Consider the following 19,596-nt stretch of genomic DNA (forward strand, 5'->3'; position numbering starts at 1 on the left):
CCTCGCCGAATATCAGCCGGCGATCAACTCGTTGTCCCGCTCGTACTCTTCCTTGGCGGACTCCAGAAGGTCACGCCAGGAGCTGACGTCGGGTCGCCGCCGCAGCAGCGCCCGCCGTTCCCTTTCGGTCATACCGCCCCAGACCCCGAACTCGATGCGGTTGTCCAGCGCATCGGCGAGGCATTCGGTACGGACCGGGCACCCTCGGCAGATGAGTTTGGCCCTGTTCTGGGCGGCGCCCTGGACGAACAGAGCGTCCGGGTCCGCACCACGACAGGCGGCACGGGAGGTCCAATCCGTGATCCACATTTTTCGACCCCACTCCCCTTAGGTGGTCAGTCGTCACTTCGGCCGACGGGCGCGGGCGTCGAGCCTCCATATTCAGTTGCCGCAGAGGAGAACGTACGCAACCCGGTGTTCGGTTCGACAGACCCCGCGCGGACCAATTTCCGGCATGGTCATGTCGGGCCAGGTGGCCGGGATTGACTAGTCACCCCGGGGGTAGACGTGCACACAACGTATCGAAATGGACTTATGGTACCGATCACCTCTACCGAGAGTCGTAGGCTTGACCTGTGCAAGCTCGAGGCAAAGGCAAAGGTCCGATGGCCGCTATCAGTCGAATCCTCCGGCTGGCGCTGGCCAGCGCCGCCGCCGGGGTGCTGATCGCCGCGATCGCGTTGCCCGCGGTCGGCGGCGCCGGTGTCACCGTGATGTCGACCACTGGCGCCCTGCGGTTGGCTCCCGAGGAGCTGCACGAGCCGCCGCTGCCGGAGAAGGTCACGGTGCTGGACGCGACCGGCAAACGAATCGCCCAGTTCTACTACCAGTACCGCGAGTCCGTGCCGCTGTCGAAGGTCTCCGACATCATGAAGACGGCGATCATCGCGGTCGAGGACGAGCGGTTCTACCAGCACGGCGCGCTGGACATCGAGGGCACCTTCCGCGCCCTGATGAAGAACCTGCAAAGCGGCGGGGTAAGCGAGGGCGGTTCGTCCATCACCCAGCAGTACGTCAAGCAGGTGCTGTTCAACCAGGCCAAGACCAAGAAGGAAAAGGAAGCGGCCACCGCCCCGACCTTCAACCGCAAGCTGAACGAGCTGCGCCACGCGCTGGCCGTCGAGGACAAGTACACCAAGGACGAAATCCTCGAACGGTACCTGAACATCTCCTACTTCGGCGCCGGCGCGTACGGCATCGAGGCCGCCGCCAAGCGGTTCTTCAATAAGCACGCCTCCGAGCTCAACCTCGTGGAGGCGGCCACGCTGGCGGGAGCCGTACAGAACCCGAACATCACAGACCCCAACCTGGGCAAGGAGTACCGCGACCGCCTGCTCGCCCGGCGCAACCTCGTGCTCGACGTGATGCAAAGGGCCGGGAAGATCACGGCGGAGGAGGCGGCCGAGGCCAAGAAGAAGAAGCTCGGCTACAAGGGCTGGGACATCTCCGGCGGCTGTGAGCAGAGCAAATACCCGTACTTCTGCCTGTACGTCCAGCACGAGATCCTGAGCAACGAGGCGTTCGGCAAGACCGCGAAGGAACGCAAGGAGTTCCTCACCCGCAGCGGCGCGACCATCAAGACCACGCTCGACCCGCAGATGCAACAGGCCGCGGACCAGGCGATCCGGCAGTACGTCCGGGCCGGCGACAAGCCCGTGGCCGCCGAGGCGCTGATCGTGCCCGGCACCGGCGAGATCCGGGCGATGGCGGCCAGCAGGAAGTTCGGCACGAACAAAAAGAAGAACGAGTCGAACTACAACCTCGTCGCGGACGTAGCACATGGTGGTGGCGCGGGTTTCCAGGCCGGTTCGACGTTCAAGGTCTTCACCTTGGCGACCGCCCTGGAAGAGGGAATGCGGTTCGGTGACGGCATCAACGTGGGAGGTGGCTATCGGGCGGCGAGCTACGACACCTTCCACAACTGCAAGGGCGAGCGGGTCGGCGACCCCAGCCACACCGTGCACAACGCCAGCGGTGAGGGCGGTGGCGGCTTCAAGACGCTCCAGACCGGCACCTGGGGCTCGGTCAACACGTTCTTCATGGCGTTGGAGCAGAAGGTCGGCCTCTGCGACGTCGTGAAGACGGCCAAGCGACTCGGCATCAAGCGGGCCGACGGCAAGAAGCTCAGCGAGGTCGAGACCTTCACCCTCGGCGTCAACGAGATGGACCCGGTGACCGTGGCGAGCGCGTATGCGACCTTCGGGGCGCGCGGCGAGCACTGCGAGCCGATGGCGATCACCGCGATCGTCGACCGCAACGGCAAGACGACCGAGTTCAAGCCCTCGTGCAAGCAGGTCATGGAGCCCGAGGTCGCCGACGCGGTGAACAACATCCTGTCGGGCGTGTTCACCAAGGGCACCATGAGCGGCGTGGGCGGCATCGGGCGCGACGCCGCCGGCAAGACCGGCACCACCGACGAGTACCGCGCGGCCTGGTTCGCGGGCTACACGCCGGACCTGGCCGCCGCGGTCAGCCTCGGCGACCCGCGCGGCTCGTACAAGCACCCCCTGCGCGGCGTCACCATCGGCGGCCGGTACTACCCGAGCGTGTTCGGCGCCTCGATCTCGGGCCCGATCTGGAAGCAGACGATGCTGAAGGCCCTGGCCGACACCGACCCCACATCCTTCACCAATCCGGATATGTCGCGCTTTGGTGGCTGTAGGGGCAGCGGCTGCCCGAAGAAGCCGAAGGAGGATCGCGACGGTGGTCGCGACCGGGACGACGACCGCGGCCCCTTCGGCGGGGACGACGACGGCCCCTTCGACGACGGCCCCTTCGACGACGGGCCCTTCGGCGGCGGTTTCGGCGACCGCTTCGGCGACCGGGGCCGCTGATCGCGAGAACGCCCGCGATGACCGATCACAGAACCGGTCATCGCGGGCGTTCCCGCGTCCGGGGGGCGAACCCGCCGCGCGTACCCGATGCGTCCGTAACGGCTCGGATTCCCGCACGTCGCCCGAAGTGGGCCTATGTCGGCCTCGTCACCCGCCGGCTTGCGCCGCGGCCGCACACGTCCGTCCGGAAGCCTGTATCGAAGCGGGTACGGCACGCCGGTCAGCCCGCCCGGGGCGCGTCGGGGGAATCCTGGGGGAATTCGTCGGCCCGGCAGGCACGCGGAAGGAGGCGGAGAAGCCGGTCAGCCCGACAGACGTGCGCGAACCGCCGCAGCGACCCTGCCGCCCTCGGCCCGCCCCGCCACCTTCGGGTTGAGAACCTTCATCACCTGGCCCATGGCGCGCGGACCCTCCGCTCCGCTCTCCGCGATGGCCTCCTCCACCAGCCGGTTCAGCTCCTCATCGCTGAGCTGCGCGGGAAGATACTCGTCCAGCACCGCCTTCTCGTCCAGCTCCGCCTGCGCCTGGGACTCACGCCCCGCCCCGGCGAAGGCCTCGGCCGCCTCCCGGCGCTTCTTGGCCTCCTTCGTCAGCACCTTGACGATCTCGTCGTCGGAGAGCTCCCGGGCCGCGTCCCCCGAGACCTCCTCGGTGCTGATCGCGGTCAGCGCCATCCGGATCGTCCGCGTCCGCACGTCGTCGCGGTTCTTCATCGAGGCCGACAGATCGGCCTTCAGCTTGTCCTTCAACGAACTCATAGGGACCATCTTGCCGCTTCGCGTGGGGCATCATGTTGAGGTGAGGAAAGCCGCAGCGATACCCCTGTCCGTCCTGGGCCTCGGCGTGGCCGGCGTGGCCTACGCGTCGATCATCGAGCGCAACTGGTTCCGGCTGCGCCGTTTCGACGTACCGGTGCTCGAACCCGGCCAGCGACCGATCCGCATCCTGCACCTGACGGACCTGCACCTCACGCCCGGCCGCAAGCGCCTGATCGAGTGGGTCCGCTCCCTCGACGCGCTCCGCCCCGACCTCGTGGTGAACACCGGCGACACCATCGCCCACCCCGACGCCGTCCCCGCCTACGTGCGCGCCGTCGAGCCGCTGCTGTCCCGCCCCGGCCTGTTCGTCTACGGCTCCAACGACCTGTACGCCCCGCGCCCCAAGAACCCGGCCCGCTACCTGTGGCGTACCTCCAAGGGCGACATCGCCCAGCACATGCCGTCCCTCCCCTGGGAGGAACTCGGCGCGAGCATGACCGCCGCCGGCTGGCTCGACATGAACAACACCGTCGCCCGGATCAAGGTCGCCGACCTCGACGTCCACGTGGGCGGCATCCACGACTCCCACATCAACCGCGACCGCTACGACGCGATCGCCGGCCCGGCCCCCGCCGACGCCGACCTCCGCCTGGGCGTCATGCACTCCCCCGAGCCCCGCAACCTCACCCGCTTCGCCATGGACGGCTACCAGCTCCTGCTCGCCGGCCACACCCACGGCGGCCAGCTCTGCATCCCCTTCTACGGCGCCCTCGTCACCAACTGCGGCATCGACCGCGCCCGCGTCAAGGGCCTGCACCGCCACACCACCGCCTGGCTCCACGTCTCGGCCGGCCTGGGCACCTCCCCGTACGCCCCCGCCCGCTTCGCCTGCCCGCCGGAGGCCACCCTGCTGACCCTGATCGCCCGTCCGCCGAAAAGGAGAGGCACGACCACCTCCAGAGTCCGCTAGACTTACGGAGGCAATGCCGCACCGGGGTGTAGCGCAGCTTGGCAGCGCGCTTCGTTCGGGACGAAGAGGCCGTGGGTTCAAATCCCGCCACCCCGACCCAAGGTAAAGGGCCTGATCGCCGAGATGGCGATCAGGCCCTTGGTCGTTCGTCGGCCGGGCGTCGGTGGCCTGATGTCGATCACGCGATCGTTGGCGGCCCCAGGCGCGCGCCTGAAGATCGCCGTGTGCGCGGTCGGGTGGGGCGAGCCGCCTCGGACGCCTGAGGCGGCCCTGTGCCGGGGCGTACGCCGGGGCTCAGGAGTGGGAGGCGAGCAGGTCGGCGGTGATCTGGCGGAGCCGGGCCGCGTCGTCGGGGTTGAACGCGGGTGTGTCCAGGGGGAGGCGCGTGCGCTTCTTCCACGCGCTGATCCGCTCGGCGGGCGGGTTGTCGATCAGTCCGATGATCGGCTGCACGCCCTTGTCGACGGGTGTGGCGAGCAGTTTCTTCGCGATCGTGATGAACACCGCCACCGGCTTGGAGTAGTCGCCGGAGAAACTCGTCGCCACGAACACCGGGTTGTACAGCACGTAGCTGATCCTGCTGTCAGGGTGCTCCTGGGTGAATCCGATGCCGAGCAGGTCGTTGGCGCGGCTGCCCTGCATCATCGCCTTGAGGCCCGCATAGCCCTGGGTGAGCTGGAGGTCGTCCCAGTGCATCTCGCCCGCCTTCACGCCGGGGCCGCACACGTTGACCACCACCGGCTGCGGTGCCTTCTCCAGCAGCGGGACGAGCGCGTCGCCGAGCGTCTTCCTCGCCAGGTAGTAGAGGGCGAATGTGGCCTCGTAGCCGTCCTCGGTGACCATCCGCGTGCTGTGGAAACGCTGCGCGGTGAAGACCAGCCCGTCGACCACGGGGAAGATGCGCGCGATCTGCGCGGCGGCCGTTCGCTGCCCGGCCAGCGTGCTCAGGTCGGCCTGTACGAAATGGGCTCGGTCGCGCGCGTCCGGCCCCGCCTCGGCGAGGAACCCTTTGCCTTTGGCGGCGTTCCGGCCGACCACCATGACGGCGTCGCCGGTAGTCACGTAGTGGCGCGCGAGGGCGCGACCCATACCATCGGTCCCGCCGACGATGACGAAGTTTCTCATGAGCGTTTCCCCTGTACGCGTAATCCTCGGCGGGCATGTGGGACCCGCAACCCGCAGGATCCACCTGGCTACCTTCACGTCCCGGGGACGCACGCGCAAGAAGGCACACAAATGTCAGATAGGCACATCTATGTAACCATTGTGGCGATATGCGAGGAAACCGGCCGATGGTGACTGTGATCACATGGTCACAATCACTCGCGGAGTATAGGCCGTTCGGATAACCCGCTTGAACCGCTTCGTGTTACACCTCAGTAAACCAGCTGTTAGCACAATCCGAATTCCAATGCAAACCATTTTTTCCCCGGCGTACACACCGGCCCACGGCCTTGCAACCTCGTCACATAGAATGGAGCACTGGCCCTTGATCAAAACGTGATCAGACCTTAGGGGACGGAATGACAACGTTGATCGAGCGCGACGCTGAGCTGCATGTGCTCGCATCGATGCTGAAAGAGGCCGATCGGGGAAACGGGGGTGTGGTCGCGGTCACCGGTCCCGTCGGGGCGGGAAAGACCGCGCTCATCGAGGAGTTTATGGACCGGGCCGGCCGGGCCGGCGCCCTTGTGATGAACGCCACCGCCGCGCGCACCGAGGAGGAGTTGCCCTTCGAGGTGATAGCGCAGCTCTTCCAGCACGTCGTCCTGCGTCCCGACTGCTGGGAACTCGTGCAGCAGCAGATCGACCCGCGGCTGTGCGAGGCCCTGTTCACCGCAGAGTCCACCGGCCAGGACGCCGAGCGCGCCTACTCTCAGATCGTCAGGACGCTGTGGTTACTCCTCGTCCACCTGTCCCGGGACCGGCCCGTCGTGCTGGTCGCCGACGACGTGCAGCACGCCGACGAGCTGTCCGCCCAGGCCATGTTGTTCCTCGCCCGGCGGCTGCGCCGCAGCCGCATGCTCATGGTGCTCACCGAGCAAAGCTCGCCCCGGCACCAGTACCGGCCGCTCCACTCCGAGCTCCTGAGCCTCCCGCGCTATCGCAGGATCCGCCTGGCGCCGCTCACCCCCGGCGGCATCCGCGACGGCCTGCACGCCGCGTTCCCCGACGGGCCACCCTCGTGGGCCATGGCCACCGGCCCCCTCCGCCTCGCCGAGCCCGCCCGCACCGACCCCCAAGGTGAGGACCAGCACGCACGAGGTGCGCCGGCGGACGAATGGCGGGCGCTCGCGAAACACTGGTACGCGTTGACCGGAGGGAGCCCGCTGCTGGTCTCGGCGCTCATCGAGGAGTATCGGGCGCGGCGGGCGGGCCGGCCCGCGCGCGGCAACGGCGGGGCGTTCGCGGAGGCCGTGCTGGCGTGCCTGCACCGCAGCACGGTGCCGGTGCTGCGGACCGCACAGGCGATCGCACTGCTCGACGACGCCACCACCCCCTGCCGCGCCGGGGAGCTCGCCGGGCTGGACGTCAGCTCCGTGAGCGAGCACATCGCCGCGCTCAACGCGACCGGTTTGCTGACCGGGCACAGGTTCCGGGCCGAGGCGGCCCGCCTCGCCGTGATCAATCACACCGAGCCCGGCGAGCGTGCCCGGCTGCACACCCGCGCCGCGACCGAGCTGCACCGGGCCGCCGCCGGGCAGGACCAGGTCGTCGGCCATCTGCTGAAGGCCGCGCCGCCGCTACCGCGCTGGGCCGTCACGGTGCTGCGGCAGGCCGCCGTCCAGTCCCTCAAGGCGGGCTTGGCCGAGCGTGCCGTCTCCTGCCTGGAGCTGGCCCGCAGCACCGCCGACGAGGACGAGCGCACCCCGATCACCGCCATGCTCGCCCGCACGGAGCTGCGCAACGATCCGGCGCTGCCGATGCGGCACGTCCCCGAACTGACCGCCGCCGTCAAGGCCGGTCGGCTCACTCGCACAGACGCCTGCTTCCTGCTGCGGTACCTCGCCTGGCACGGCCGGTTCGACGAGGCCGCGCAGGTCCTCGACGAGATGGAACGGCTCCCCGGCGACCGCACCGAGGAGGAGCGGTTCCTGCGGGCCTGGCTCGCGTACTACTTCCCCCTGCTGGCCGTGCGCGTCCCCGAACCTCCCGACAGGTCGGCGCCGGCCGTCCCCGAGAACGGCCCCTACACGCTCGCCGCCGACACCCTGATCGCCCTGCTCGCGGGCCACGCCGATGTGATCGAGACCGACACCGTCGAACGAACGCTCGCCACCTGCCGACTCGACGACGTCACGTTCGGGCCGCTCACCGCCATGCTCACCGGGCTGCTGAACGCCGGGAAGGCGGACGCCGCCGCCCGCGGCTGCGACATCCTCATCGAACAGGCCGACGCGCAGCGCGCGCACACCTGGCAGGCCATCCTCGCCGGTCACCGCGCCGAGATCGCCGTACGGCAGGGCGCCCTGGAGACGGCCCGCGAGTACGCCGTCACCGCGCTGACCTTGCTCGACATGGAACGCTGGGGCATCGCCGTGGGAGTGCCGCTGGCGGCGATGCTGCGGGCGTCCGTCGCGGCCGGCGACCTCGCCGAGGCGGCGAGGCTCGCCGCCATGCCCGTCCCCCCGGCCCTGTTCCGCACCAGATACGGTCTGGACTACTGGCGCGCCCGTGGCCGCTACCACCTCGCCGCGGGCCATACCGCCGACGCCGACGCCGACTTTCGCGCCTGCCGCGACCTTCTCGCCGTCTGGGAGGCCGCCGCCCGGGAATGCACCGCCACGAGCGCCGGCGGCGGCCATCCGGACGCGGTCGCCGACGAGTGGCCGGACAAGACGCCCGACGCGGACCCGCCGTCCGCGCGGATACTCGACGGCCCGTTCCGGCCGCTGCCCGACGGGCCCGGCAGGCTCAGCAGGTCGGAATGGCGGGTCATCAGGCTGGCGGTGCGCGGCCTCACGAATCGGGAGATCGCCCGTGAGCTGCACATCACCGTCAGCACGGTGGAACAGCACCTCACCCACGTGTACCGGAAGCTCAAGGTGACCCGCAGGACCCAGCTTCACGGCCGCCTCACCGACCTCGGCCTCACCGACCTCGCTTTCACCGGCGCCCGCACGGCCTGACGTCCTCGGGCCCGGGGACTCCCGGGCCCCGAGGATCAGCGGGTACGGGCGTCGTACTCGGCCTGGCTGTACTGGATCTCGGCACGGCGGCGTTGCGCCCAGCGGCCCAGCTCCGCCACCTGGGCGACGAACTCGGCGCCCAGGCCGGTGAGGGAGTACTCGACGTGCGGGGGCGTGGTCGGAAGGACGGTGCGGGTGACGAGGCCGTCGCGTTCGACCCGGCGGAGCGTGCGGGTGAGCATCCGCTGCGAGATGCCGTCGGCCACGCGCCGCAGCTCGCCGAAGCGCATCGAGCGTTCTACGAGGTTGCCGAGGACGATGAGCGTCCACTTGTCGCCGACCAGGCCGATGATCTCCTGGACCTCGCGGCACGTCTCCATGTCGCCGTCGGTGCCCAGGTCGCCGCGGAGGTCGCCAAGGGGGTCGTCGCGGAGGTCGCCGCGGAGGTCGCCGCGGAGGTCGCCTAGGAGATCGCCTAGGAGGTCGGGGGTGCGGTCACGCGAGCTCACCGGTGCGGCTCCTTCCTCGGGACGGCGTGGCACCCTGGGCCGGGGACCTCGTAGACAGGATGCCATGCCGGACGCTGCCGGGGCGCGGTGCGAGCGGGTCGGCGCCCGCCTCGCGGAAAGGCCGAAAAGCTCAGGCGCGGACGAACGTGGCGATCACGCAGTTGCCGGGTAGCCGCATGTCGGCGACGGTCATCCCGGCGGCGGCGCACATTCCGGCGAGTTCGTCGGGGTCGAACACGACGACCCCGTCGGGACGGGTCTGGAACCGGCGGTACAGCGGGTCGTCGGCGCCGCGGAACGTCAACAGGCTGAACGTGCCGCCGGGCATGAGCACCCGGCCGATCTCGCCGATCACGGCGGACGCGTCGGGCAGCGCCTGGAGGGCGTTCCAGCAGACGACGGCGCCCATCGACGCGTCGGCCAGCGGCAGCGCGAGCGCGCCGGCGCGGACGGCGGGCACGTCCGGCAGGGCCGCGCGGAGCCTGCCGAGCATGGCGGCGTTGAGGTCCACGGCGAGGACGTCGCCCGCGCCGAACCGCTCGGCGAGCACGCTCGTCCACCGGCCGGTGCCCGCACCCACGTCGAGGACGGGTCCGGGCCCCGGCCTGACGTGTTCGGCGAGGTAGGCGTCCTCGTCCTCGACGGGCAGGACACCCGCCCAGTTCCCGCCCATGAACCGGATGAACGCGGGCCGCAGCACCTGGTCGTAGCGCAGCGGCACGTTCCTGGTCATCTCGGCCGTGGCGTCGCCCACGCCCGCGGACAGGTCGAGGATCCCGTCGCGTACGGGGTGCTCCACCGTGCAGGCGGAGCAGTGCGCGGCGGCCGGGGTGAAGGTGAGGCCGCCGCGGCAGGACGGGCAGCGCAGCGCCGCGGCGTGGGCGTCGGGCGGGGCGTGCGGGCCGGACCGCTGCGGCGGGACCACCCCGGCGGGCCGGTAGCCGGGCATGCCGTGCTCGACAGCCCACAGCGCCTTGGCTCCGGAGTAGGCGAGGAGGGTACGGGTGTCGGATCGCCACATCGCGCGGACCCGGTCGGGGTCGAGGCGGGCCAGCCAGGCCGCGTCGCGGGCGCGCTCGTCGGACGACAGCTCCCAGTCGGACGGCGCGGGCCAGACCCGGCCGATGGCGGGGTCGCCGGGGTCGAACGCGGCCAGCTCCCGGTCGAGCCGGGACCGGTCGTCGGCGCTCACGGGGAGCGCGTCGGCGACCGGCGGGATCGCGGCGCGGTCCTCGGGAAAGTGGCCGAGCAGGTACAGCAGCGCGCAGGCGAGGACCGGGTCGGTACGGCGGGCCGAACCGGCCGCGAGGTACCGGTCGAGGCCGGTCCGGACGGCGTGGTGCGCGCCCGGCCCGGTCTCGGCGGCCACGCCCAGCAGGATGAGCAGCGGCGCGACCCGGTCGGGCGGCGCGTCCGCCGCGGCGGCGGTGAGCGCGGCCACGTATCCCGGGTCGGGTTCGCGGCCCGCGTCCTCGGCGGCGAGGAGGGGCGCGGCGAGCCGGCGCAGCGCCTCGCCGACCTCCGCGGAGACGGCGGGCCGGGTGGTGACGACGTCCAGGTCGGCAGCGAGGTCGGGCGCAAGGGTCTGGGTGGGGTGGTCCACGAGGATCCGCCTTTCGAAAGGGAGTCTGGGCACGGCGGACGGGCGGACAGACGCGCCGGCGCCGTGCGTGATGCCGTCACCCGGGGCCACCCGACGCGGGGGCGTGACTCATGCGGGCCCCCGCGCAGGGATGTGCCCGGTGACGGGCACGTCGATGAGCAGGGGTCCGTCGCGCTGGGGAGCCTTGGCGACGAGCTCGGCCAGTTCGTCGGGGTCGGCGGTGCGTACGGCGGGGACGCCGAAGAACTCCGCGGCGGCGGTGAACGGCAGCCGCGATGCCGCCCGGGCCCCGGCGGGGCCGGACCCAAGGCCGGAGTCAATGCCGAGGTCAATGCCGGGGTCAATGCAGGGGTCGAGGCCGAGGTCGAGGCCGGGGTAGACGCCGGCGGCGGTGGCGCGGCTCCCCCACCGGTCGAGGGTCTCCTTGAGGGTGCGGTACTCGCCGTTGTTGGCGACGACGAACGTGGTAGCCGTACCGTACCGGGCCGCGCTCCACAGACCTTGCAGTCCGAACGTGGCGCAGCCGTCGCCGAGGACGGCCACGACGGGGCGGCCGGGCCGGCCGAGCGCGGTCCCGACGGCCATGCCGGTGCCGGAGCCGAGCCCGCCGCCGACGGTGTGCACGAAGCCGCCGGGCTCGTCCTGCCGGAGCACCCGGCGAAGCAGCACACCCGTGGTGATGGCCTCCTCGACGACCACGGCCCGTGGCGGCAGCGCGGACGCGACCGCGTATCCGAGCGCGAGCGGGTCGAGGACGTCGCCGTCGGCCGCCGCGAGGGCGGCGCGGGCCGCGTCCTCGGTGGCGGCGCGGGCCGCGGCGATCCGCGCGGCGGTCTCGGCGGCCCGCGCGGACGCGTCCGGCGGGGGCGGGTCCGCGAGTTCCGCGGCCAGTCGCCGCAGCGTCGGCGCGAGGCCGCCGGACAGCGCCAGTTCGACCGGGAAGTTCCGGCCGAACTCGGCGGGGTCGGAGTCGGCCTGCACCACCCGCATGCCCGGGGGAATGGGCGGGCCGAACGAGTAGTGGTGCGGGTTGAACGCGTGGCAGCCGGCCAGGAACAGCACGTCGTACGGCGCGAGCGTCCGGGCGATGTCGGCGTTGACCGGATTGAGGACGCCCGCGTAGAGGGGGTGCCCCGTCGGGAAGTCCAGGGCGTCGTTCATCGGCTGGTGGTAGACGGCCGCGCCGAGCGTTTCGGCGATGGCGACGAGCGCGGCGACCGCGTCCTCCCGGCCGACGCCGTCGCCCGCGACGATCACCGGGCGCCGCGCGGCGGCGAGCACGGCCGCGGCCTCCCGCGTGTTCGGCGCGGGGGCCGGGGGCACGGCGGCGGATCGCGGCGGCAGGGACACCTCGGTGTCCTCGGCGAGCAGGTCCATCGGCACCGAGAGGAACACCGGGCCGGCCGGGGGCCGGGCCGCGAGCGCGAACGCGCGGCGCAGCAGAACCGGCAGGTCCGCGGCGTGCTGCACGTCGTACGCGGACTTGACGGCCCCGCTCGCGAGGCGCACGAGATCGCCGGCGAGCATCGGGTCCTGGATGAGGTGCCGCCGGTCCTGCTGTCCGGCAGTGACGACCAGCGGGGTGCGGGACCGGCTCGCGTTGAGCAGCCCGACGAGTCCGTTGGCCAGGCCCGCCGCGGCGTGCAGGCTGACGAAGGCGGGCCGCCGGGTCGCGCGCGCGTAGCCGTCGGCCATCGCGACGACCGCGGACTCGTGCAGCCCCAGCACGTACTCGGGGGCGTCGGGGGCGCCGATGAGGGCGTCGACGAACGGCAGCTCGGTGGTGCCGGGGTTGCCGAACACGCGGTCGGCGCCCTCGTCGCGCAGCACGCGCAACAGCGCCTCGACCGGCCGCATCAGGGTGCTTGCGCGGACGCGGCGGCGCGGCGGGCGAGCCGGTCGCAGGCCGCCAGGTGGGTGCCGAGCGCGTCCTCGAAGGTGGTGGCGGCGGCCTCCAGCAGCAGGCGGCGGCGGATCGCCAGCTCGGTGCCCGACAGCCCGGAGATCAGCTTGATCTGTGCCTCCAGCGCCGCCTTGAGATCGGCGGCGATCTCGTCGACCAGGCCGAGGTGGAGTGCCCGCTCGGCCGGCACCTCGGTGCCGAACAGCACGAGCCCGCGGGCGCGGGCCACGCCGAGCTGGTTGGCGAGCCGGTGCACGAGCATCCCCGGCCAGGGGGCGCCCGCCGTGAACGGCAGCCGCAGCCGCAGGTCCTCCGCCCCGATGCGGTGGTCACAGGAGAGCAGCGCCTCCACCGCGACGCCCGAGCAGATGCCGCGGGCGACCGCGAGGGTGGGTGCGCTGACCCGTTCCAGCCGGCGCAGCGCGCGTTCCCACTTGTTCACCAGGTGGACGGGTGCGGGGTCGTGCGGCGGAGGCTCCTCGCCGGGGCCGAGTCCGAGGCGCAGCACGACGCCCGCGGGGGCGGCGCCGGCCGCGGCGGCGTCCTCGACCCGGTCGCACAGGCCCTCGACGGCCGCGACACGGTCCGCGGTGAGCGGACCGCCTTCGATCTTCACATGCAGAACCGACAGGCCGCCCAGCTCGTAACCGTCCGTATCGGTACCGGGCGGCGGGGCGGCTTCGGCCGGGGTCTGGCTCATCTGCTCGCTTCCCGGTCCGCGCGGCACGTCCGCGGCGGACCTGACAGGACCGCAGGGCGCGCGGCCCGCGGTCGTGGACGTCACCCGCCCGCTGCGGGCGGCGGGTGGAGGGCTAGTACCGGACGAGGGCCGTCTCGATGGTCGAGCCGGGGCCCATCGTCATGAACACGCCGTGGTCGCCCGGGCCGACGACGCCGGACTCGATGAGGCGCTCGTAGGAGAACAGGAACGAGCCGCTCGACAGGTTGCCGTAGTCGCGCAGCACGTCGATGGTGTGGCGGACGTCGTACCGGGTCAGGCCGAGGTTGACCATCACCGCGTCGATGACCTTCTTGCCGCCGGAGTGCACGATCCAGTGGTCGATGTCGCTGATCCGCAGACCCGTTCCCGCGAGCAGCCGCCGGACGACCTCCTCGGCGTGCGCGCCGACCACATAGGGGATGTCACGGTCGAGGAAGAAGCTGAACTTGCCGTGGTCGTCGTCCCAGTCGTACCGCATCGCCCCGATCGCCTCGGGGATGATCCGGCTGGCGAACCGCAGCACCGCCGGGCCCGGCGGGACGTCGCCCGCCTGCTCGCCGGAGACCAGCGCGACCGCGGCGGCGCCGTCGCCGAACAGGCTGTTCACCACCGACGTGCGCATGGTCCCGTCGAACACGTACGCGGCCGAGCAGGCCTCCACGCACACCATGACGGCCAGCTCGCCCGGGTTCGCCCTGGACCAGCCGGCCACGCTCGTCAGCCCGTTCAACCCGGCGTTGCAGCCCATGCCGACGACGTCGAGCCGGGCCGTGTCGGGCCGCATCCCCAGTTCTCGGATGAGAATGCGCTGAACCCGGGGGTGAGAAAGCCGGTGGACGTCACACAGACGAGGTAGCGGACATCGGCGATGTCGGCGCCGATCTGCTTGAGGCAGCCGAGCAGCGCCCGCGACCCCATGTCGACGCCCTGCTCGCGGTGTTTGCGTAGCAGCTCGCCCTGCGACTCGATGCGCCGGCCGCCCGCGCCGTCCTCCGGCGGAAGCTGCAAGTACCTGCGGTCGATCGCGCTGCTGAGGAACAGCGATCGGATTTTCGGGTCCTTGATTCCGAAGATATCAAGCAGTTCCCGCTGCGAATAGGAATGGGCGGGGACCGCCGTTCCGACACCGACGATTCTTGGTGCCGTGCGCATTGCAACGGTCATATCGAATGGCACGACAGGGGTCAATGTCTCGGTCATGGTCCACTCCGGTGGGTCGGCACCGCCGGCACACCGCGCCACGGCTGTGCGCCTGTCGCGATCTAGATTGCGCAACCGCCGACGCGAACCGCAACCCCTAAAAATCCCCTAACGCACTTAGGGGTACACCTGCGGAATTGATCCGGGTACTGTCCGATTCATTCGATCCTCGTCCGCCATCCGCCCTTTCGCGGCCGAAGCAAGGTGTGGAATGAGCTCCGAGAACGAAAAAATCGTTGAATATTTGAGGAAGGTCACCGCGGATCTGCGCAGGACCCGGGATCGGCTGGCCGAGCTCGAACGGCGCGACCGCGAACCCATCGCCATCGTCGGGATGGCGTGCCGGCTGCCGGGCGGCGTCGGCTCCCCCGACGACCTGTGGCGGCTCGTCGCGTCCGGCGGCGACGCGGTGTCGGCGCTGCCGGACGACCGCGGCTGGGATCTGGCCGCCCTCTACGACCCCGACCCGGATCGGCCCGGCACCAGCTATGTGCGCGGCGGAGGGTTCCTCGCCGATGCCACCGGGTTCGACGCCGCGTTCTTCGGCGTCAATCCACGCGAAGCCCTTGCCATGGACCCGCAGCAGCGGCTGCTGCTGGAGACCTCCTGGGCGGCCGTCGAGGACGCGGGGATCGATCCGGCCACGTTGCGCGGCAGCCGTACCGGGGTGTTCGTCGGCGTCGGCGGCCCCGCGTACGCGACCCTCGCCGGCGGGGACACCGGCCTGGAGGGCTACCTCGTCACCGGCAACACGGCGAGCGTCGCGTCCGGCCGGGTCGCCTACACCCTCGGGCTTGAGGGTCCGGCCGTGACCGTCGACACGGCGTGCTCGTCGTCGCTGGTCGCGCTGCACCTGGCCGCGCGGGCGCTGCACCGGGGCGACTGCACCGCCGCGCTGGTCGGCGGCGCGATGGTGCTGGCCACCCCCGAGGGCCTGGTGACGTTCTCGCGGCAGCGTGCCCTGGCGGCCGACGGACGCTGCAAGGCGTTCGCGGAGGAGGCCGACGGGTTCGGCATGGCCGAGGGTGCCGCGATGCTGCTCGTCGAGCGGCTGTCCGACGCGCGGCGGCTGGGGCATCCGGTGCTCGCGCTGGTCCGCGGCAGCGCCGTCAACCAGGACGGCGCGTCGGCCGGGCTGACCGCGCCGAACGGGCCCGCTCAGGAACGCGTCATCCGGGCCGCCCTGGACGACGCCGGCCTGTCCCCCGCGGACATCGACGCGGTCGAGGCACACGGCACCGGCACCGCGCTCGGCGACCCCATCGAGGTGGGCGCGTTGCTGGCCGCGTACGGGCGGCACCGCCCGGCGGACCGGCCGCTGTGGCTCGGCTCGGTCAAGTCGAACATCGGGCACACCCAGGCCGCCGCGGGCGCCGTCGGGCTGATCAAGACGGTGCTGGCGCTGCGGCACGGGCACCTTCCGCCGACGCTGCACGTGGCCAACCCCACGTCCCGGGTCGATTGGTCCGGCGGCGTCGAGCTGCTCGCCGAGGGACGGCCGTGGCCGCGCGAGGGAAGGCCGCGCCGCGCGGGCGTGTCCTCGTTCGGGGTTTCCGGTACGAACGCGCATGTCATCGTCGAGGAGGCGCCCGAGCCCGAGCCCCGTGACGGCGCGCCCGAGGCCGTGGACGGGCCGGTGCCGTTGCTGCTGTCGGCGAAGACCGCGACAGCCGTACGGGAGCAGGCCGGGCGGTTGCGCGAGTTCCTGACCCGTCGCCCGGAGACCGGACTCGGCGACGTCGCGCACGCGCTCACCCGGCGAACCGCGTTCCCGCACCGGGCGGTCGTGCTCGCCGCCGACCGCGACCACGCCCTGGCCGCGCTCGACGCCCTCGCCGCCGACACGTCCGACCCCGACATCGTCACCGGCACCGCCCATCCGGTGAAGACGGTGTGGGTGTTCCCCGGCCAGGGCTCGCAGTGGCCCGGGATGGGCCTGCGGCTCGCGAAGGAGTCGCCGGTGTTCGCCGGACGGCTGCGCGAGTGCGCCGAGGCGTTGCGCCCGCATGTGGACTGGGACCTGCACGAGGCCCTCGGCGACCCGGCCGCGCTGGACCGCGTGGATGTGGTGCAGCCCGCGCTGTGGGCGGTCATGGTGTCGCTGGCCGAGCTGTGGAGCTCCTACGGCCACCGGCCCGACGCGGTCATCGGCCACAGCCAAGGCGAGATCGCCGCCGCCACCGTCGCCGGAGCCCTCACCCTCGCCGACGGCGCCGCGATCGTCGCGCTGCGCTCCCGGCTCATCCGCCACCACCTGGCCGGGAAAGGCGGCATGGTCGTGGCCGGCCTGTCCGCCGAGGCGACCGCCGAGCTGATCGCGCCCTGGCCCGACCTGCACGTGGCCGCGCTCAACAGCGCCTGTCAGACCATCGTCTCCGGCGGCGCCGGCTCCATCGCCGAACTGCTGGCCGCATGCCAGAGCCGTGGCGTCTGGGCGCGGCGCGTCCCGGTGGACTACGCCTCGCACTGCCCGCACGTGGACGCCATCGCCGAACCGCTGCAGGCGGCCCTTCGCGGCATCACCCCGGCCGACGCGGCCATCCCGATGTTTTCCACCCTCACCGGCGACTGGATCGACGGGGGCCGGCTCACCGCGCGGTACTGGGTCGACAACCTGCGGCACCCGGTACGGCTGGCGCCGGCGCTGGAAGCACTCGCCGCGGCCGGGTACACCGGCGTCACCGAGATCAGCCCGCACCCGACGCTGCTCGCCGCGATCACCGACGCCCTGCCGGACGCGCTGGGCGACATGCCCGGCGGGGGTCCCGTTGAGACGCTGCACCGAGACCGTCCCGGCCTGCGCAACGTCCACGCCGGGCTCGCCCGTGTCCACGTGCGCGGCGGCGCCGTGGACTGGAGCCGGGTGCTGCCGGAGGGCGCGCGGCCGGTGACCGGGCTGCCGACCTATCCGTTCCAGCGGGAGCGGTACTGGCCCACGCCCGCCCCCGCCGCCGAGGTCGCCGCCGCCGGGCTCGATCCCGCCGGGCATCCGCTGCTCGGTGCGCTCGTCGAGCTCGCCGCCGACGGCGGGATCGTGCTCACCGGGCGGCTGTCCCTCGCCGCGCATCCGTGGCTGGCCGACCACCGCGTCGGCGGCTCCGTGCTGCTGCCGGGGACCGCGGTCGCCGAGCTCGCCGGGCACGCCGCCGACCGGGCGGGGTGCGGCGCCGTTGAGGAGCTCACGCTCGAACGGCCGCTGCGGGTCGATTCGGGCCGGCCCGTGCAGATCCAGGTGGCGGCGGGCCCGCCGCGGGCGGACGGCCGCCGCGACCTGACCGTGCACGCCCGCGACCGCGACGACGAGCCCTGGGTCCGGTACGCGTCCGGCGTTCTCGCCCCCGAGCCCGCCGAGCCGGACGCGGACTTCGGCGTGTTCACCGCGTGGCCGCCGCCCGGTGCCGTTCCGCAGGATCTCGACGGGTTCTACCCGGGTCTGGCCGCCGACGGCCTGGACTACGGTCCCGCGTTCCAGGGCCTGCGCGCGGTCTGGCGGGACGGCGACGACGTGTACGCCGAGGCGGAGCTGCCCGCGGCCCTGCACGATGCCGCCGCCCGGTTCCTCCTGCACCCGGCGCTGCTCGACGCCGCCCTGCACGCGGCCGTGCTCGGCGGCGCGCCGCGCCTCCCGTTCACCTGGTCGGACGTGCGCGTGCACGCGGTCGGCGCGACCCGTGTCCGCGTGCTGATCCGCCCCATCGACGCGGACGGCGTCCGGATCCTGCTCGCCGATCCGGCCGGCGCTCCCGTGGCCACCGTCGGCGCGCTCATCGGACGGCCCGTCCATGACGCCCCCACCGGCACCTCCAGCGCCGCCGGGGACGATCTGTTCGAGCTGGTCTGGGCCGAGCGGACTCCGTCCGCCGCGGGTCCGTCGGGACGGGTCGTCCTTGTGGGTTCCGACCCGGTGGGCGCCGCGGATCTGCTGCGCGCCCAGGGCGTGCCCGTCACCCCCGTCCCGGATCTCGCGGCTCTGGCCCGGGCCGGGGGAGACGACGGGGAAGGCGACGGGGGAGGCATCGCCCTGCTCGTCCGCGCGGCCCCCGCGCCGGAGGCGGTCACCCGGGCCGAGGCCGTCCGCGAGGCGGTCGCCGAGACGCTCGAAGCCGTCCAGGAGTTTCTCGCCGAGCCGGCGCTGGCGGCGACGCGGCTGGTGGTGGTGACGCGAGGGGCGGTCGCGGCGCAGCCCGGCGACGATCCGGTGGATCTGACGTACGCGCCGGTGTGGGGGCTGCTGCGGTCGGCGCAGACCGAGCATCCGGGCCGGATCACCCTGCTCGACCTGGACGGGTCGGGCACGGGTGCGGCGGCGGCGCTGACGGTGCCCGAACCGCAGCTCGCGGTGCGCGGCGGGGTGGCGTTCGCGCCGCGGCTGGCGCGGGCGGCGATGCCCCTGGAGGTCCCGGACGCGGCCACGTGGCGGCTGGACACGCCGGGCGGGCCCGGTGCGCTCGACGGGCTCGCGCTCGTTCCGGCGCCCGACGCGCAGGCGCCCCTCGCGGCCGGGCAGGTGCGGGTGGCGGTCCGCGCGGCCGGGCTGAACTTCCGGGACGTGCTCATCGCGCTCGGCATGTACCCGGGCGCGGCCGTGCCCGGCGGTGAGGGCGCGGGCGTGGTCGTCGAGGTCGGCCCCGGCGTGCCGGGTTTCCGGGTGGGCGACCGGGTGTTCGGGCTGATGCCGGGCGGGTTCGGCCCGGTCGCGGTGGTCGATCACCGGCTGATCGCGCCGATCCCGGACGGCTGGTCGTACGTCCAGGCCGCCTCCGTGCCGGTCGCGTTCCTGACCGCCTACTACGCACTTCTCGACATCGCCCGGGCCCGCCCCGGCGAAAGCGTGCTCATCCACTCCGCCGCCGGCGGCGTCGGCATGGCCGCCACCCAGCTCGCCCGCCACCTCGGCCTGGACGTCCACGCCACCGCCCACCCCGCCAAATGGCCCGCCCTCCACGGCATCCCCGCCACCCGCCTGGC

At 72.5% G+C, this 19,596-nt stretch carries 13 protein-coding genes and 1 tRNA gene; 5 read left to right on the plus strand and 9 right to left on the minus strand.

What is annotated here, in order from left to right; genetic code table 11:
* Positions 1 to 12: 12 nt before the first annotated feature.
* Positions 13 to 309 carry a WhiB family transcriptional regulator gene (locus AB0K60_RS27115; RefSeq protein ID WP_364060806.1) on the minus strand — a complete coding sequence of 99 codons (297 nt, stop codon included), beginning with the start codon at positions 307 to 309 and terminating at the stop codon, positions 13 to 15.
* 296 nt (positions 310 to 605) lie between these two features.
* Between AB0K60_RS27115 and AB0K60_RS27120 the strand changes: the two genes are divergently transcribed.
* The gene (locus AB0K60_RS27120; protein ID WP_364060809.1) at positions 606 to 2,834 is read left to right on the plus strand and encodes a transglycosylase domain-containing protein; all 2,229 of its coding nucleotides are present in this window, start codon (positions 606 to 608) and stop codon (positions 2,832 to 2,834) included.
* 302 nt (positions 2,835 to 3,136) lie between these two features.
* On the opposite strand, the gene AB0K60_RS27125 is transcribed toward AB0K60_RS27120, so the two are convergent.
* Positions 3,137 to 3,592, minus strand: coding sequence for a GatB/YqeY domain-containing protein (locus AB0K60_RS27125; protein ID WP_364060812.1), 456 nt, complete (start codon positions 3,590 to 3,592; stop codon positions 3,137 to 3,139).
* Between the two features lie 40 nt (positions 3,593 to 3,632).
* Between AB0K60_RS27125 and AB0K60_RS27130 the strand changes: the two genes are divergently transcribed.
* Entirely contained in the window at positions 3,633 to 4,562 is a 930-nt protein-coding gene (locus AB0K60_RS27130; protein ID WP_364060815.1) for a metallophosphoesterase, read from the plus strand.
* A 22-nt stretch (positions 4,563 to 4,584) separates the two neighbouring features.
* Positions 4,585 to 4,658, plus strand: a tRNA-Pro gene (locus AB0K60_RS27135).
* 198 nt (positions 4,659 to 4,856) lie between these two features.
* On the opposite strand, the gene AB0K60_RS27140 is transcribed toward AB0K60_RS27135, so the two are convergent.
* Positions 4,857 to 5,687, minus strand: a complete 831-nt coding sequence (locus AB0K60_RS27140) for an SDR family NAD(P)-dependent oxidoreductase (protein WP_364060818.1) — start codon at positions 5,685 to 5,687, stop codon at positions 4,857 to 4,859.
* A gap of 398 nt (positions 5,688 to 6,085) precedes the next feature.
* On the opposite strand from AB0K60_RS27140, the gene AB0K60_RS27145 reads away from it, so the two are divergent.
* Positions 6,086 to 8,692 (plus strand): LuxR family transcriptional regulator, encoded by a 2,607-nt coding sequence (locus tag AB0K60_RS27145; protein ID WP_364060821.1) that lies wholly within the window; start codon positions 6,086 to 6,088, stop codon positions 8,690 to 8,692.
* 35 nt (positions 8,693 to 8,727) lie between these two features.
* Here the strand turns inward: AB0K60_RS27145 and AB0K60_RS27150 are convergent, their stop codons facing one another.
* The 6 genes from AB0K60_RS27150 to AB0K60_RS27175 form a co-directional block, all read right to left on the minus strand.
* Positions 8,728 to 9,201, minus strand: a complete 474-nt coding sequence (locus AB0K60_RS27150; RefSeq protein WP_364060824.1) for a helix-turn-helix domain-containing protein — start codon at positions 9,199 to 9,201, stop codon at positions 8,728 to 8,730.
* 130 nt (positions 9,202 to 9,331) lie between these two features.
* Positions 9,332 to 10,804, minus strand: a complete 1,473-nt coding sequence (locus tag AB0K60_RS27155) for a class I SAM-dependent methyltransferase (RefSeq protein WP_364060827.1) — start codon at positions 10,802 to 10,804, stop codon at positions 9,332 to 9,334.
* A 108-nt stretch (positions 10,805 to 10,912) separates the two neighbouring features.
* On the minus strand, positions 10,913 to 12,661 hold the full coding sequence (locus AB0K60_RS27160; protein WP_364060830.1) for a thiamine pyrophosphate-binding protein: 1,749 nt from the start codon (positions 12,659 to 12,661) through the stop codon (positions 10,913 to 10,915).
* On the minus strand, positions 12,661 to 13,407 hold the full coding sequence (gene dpgB / locus AB0K60_RS27165) for an enoyl-CoA-hydratase DpgB (protein WP_364060833.1): 747 nt from the start codon (positions 13,405 to 13,407) through the stop codon (positions 12,661 to 12,663). Before dpgB ends, AB0K60_RS27160 begins: the two co-directional genes overlap by 1 nt.
* Before the next feature lie 112 nt (positions 13,408 to 13,519).
* The gene (gene dpgA, locus AB0K60_RS27170; protein ID WP_364060836.1) at positions 13,520 to 14,212 is read right to left on the minus strand and encodes a 3,5-dihydroxyphenylacetyl-CoA synthase DpgA; all 693 of its coding nucleotides are present in this window, start codon (positions 14,210 to 14,212) and stop codon (positions 13,520 to 13,522) included.
* Complete coding sequence (locus AB0K60_RS27175; protein ID WP_364060839.1) at positions 14,155 to 14,628, minus strand: hypothetical protein; 474 nt, start codon at positions 14,626 to 14,628, stop codon at positions 14,155 to 14,157. Before AB0K60_RS27175 ends, dpgA begins: the two co-directional genes overlap by 58 nt.
* 211 nt (positions 14,629 to 14,839) lie before the next feature.
* Between AB0K60_RS27175 and AB0K60_RS27180 the strand changes: the two genes are divergently transcribed.
* Positions 14,840 to 19,596: beta-ketoacyl synthase N-terminal-like domain-containing protein (locus tag AB0K60_RS27180; RefSeq protein ID WP_364060842.1), on the plus strand; the 4,757-nt coding region annotated here is incomplete at its 3' end.

Source organism: Thermopolyspora sp. NPDC052614 (assembly GCF_040678635.1).
Taxonomy (GTDB): Bacteria; Actinomycetota; Actinomycetes; order Streptosporangiales; family Streptosporangiaceae; genus Thermopolyspora.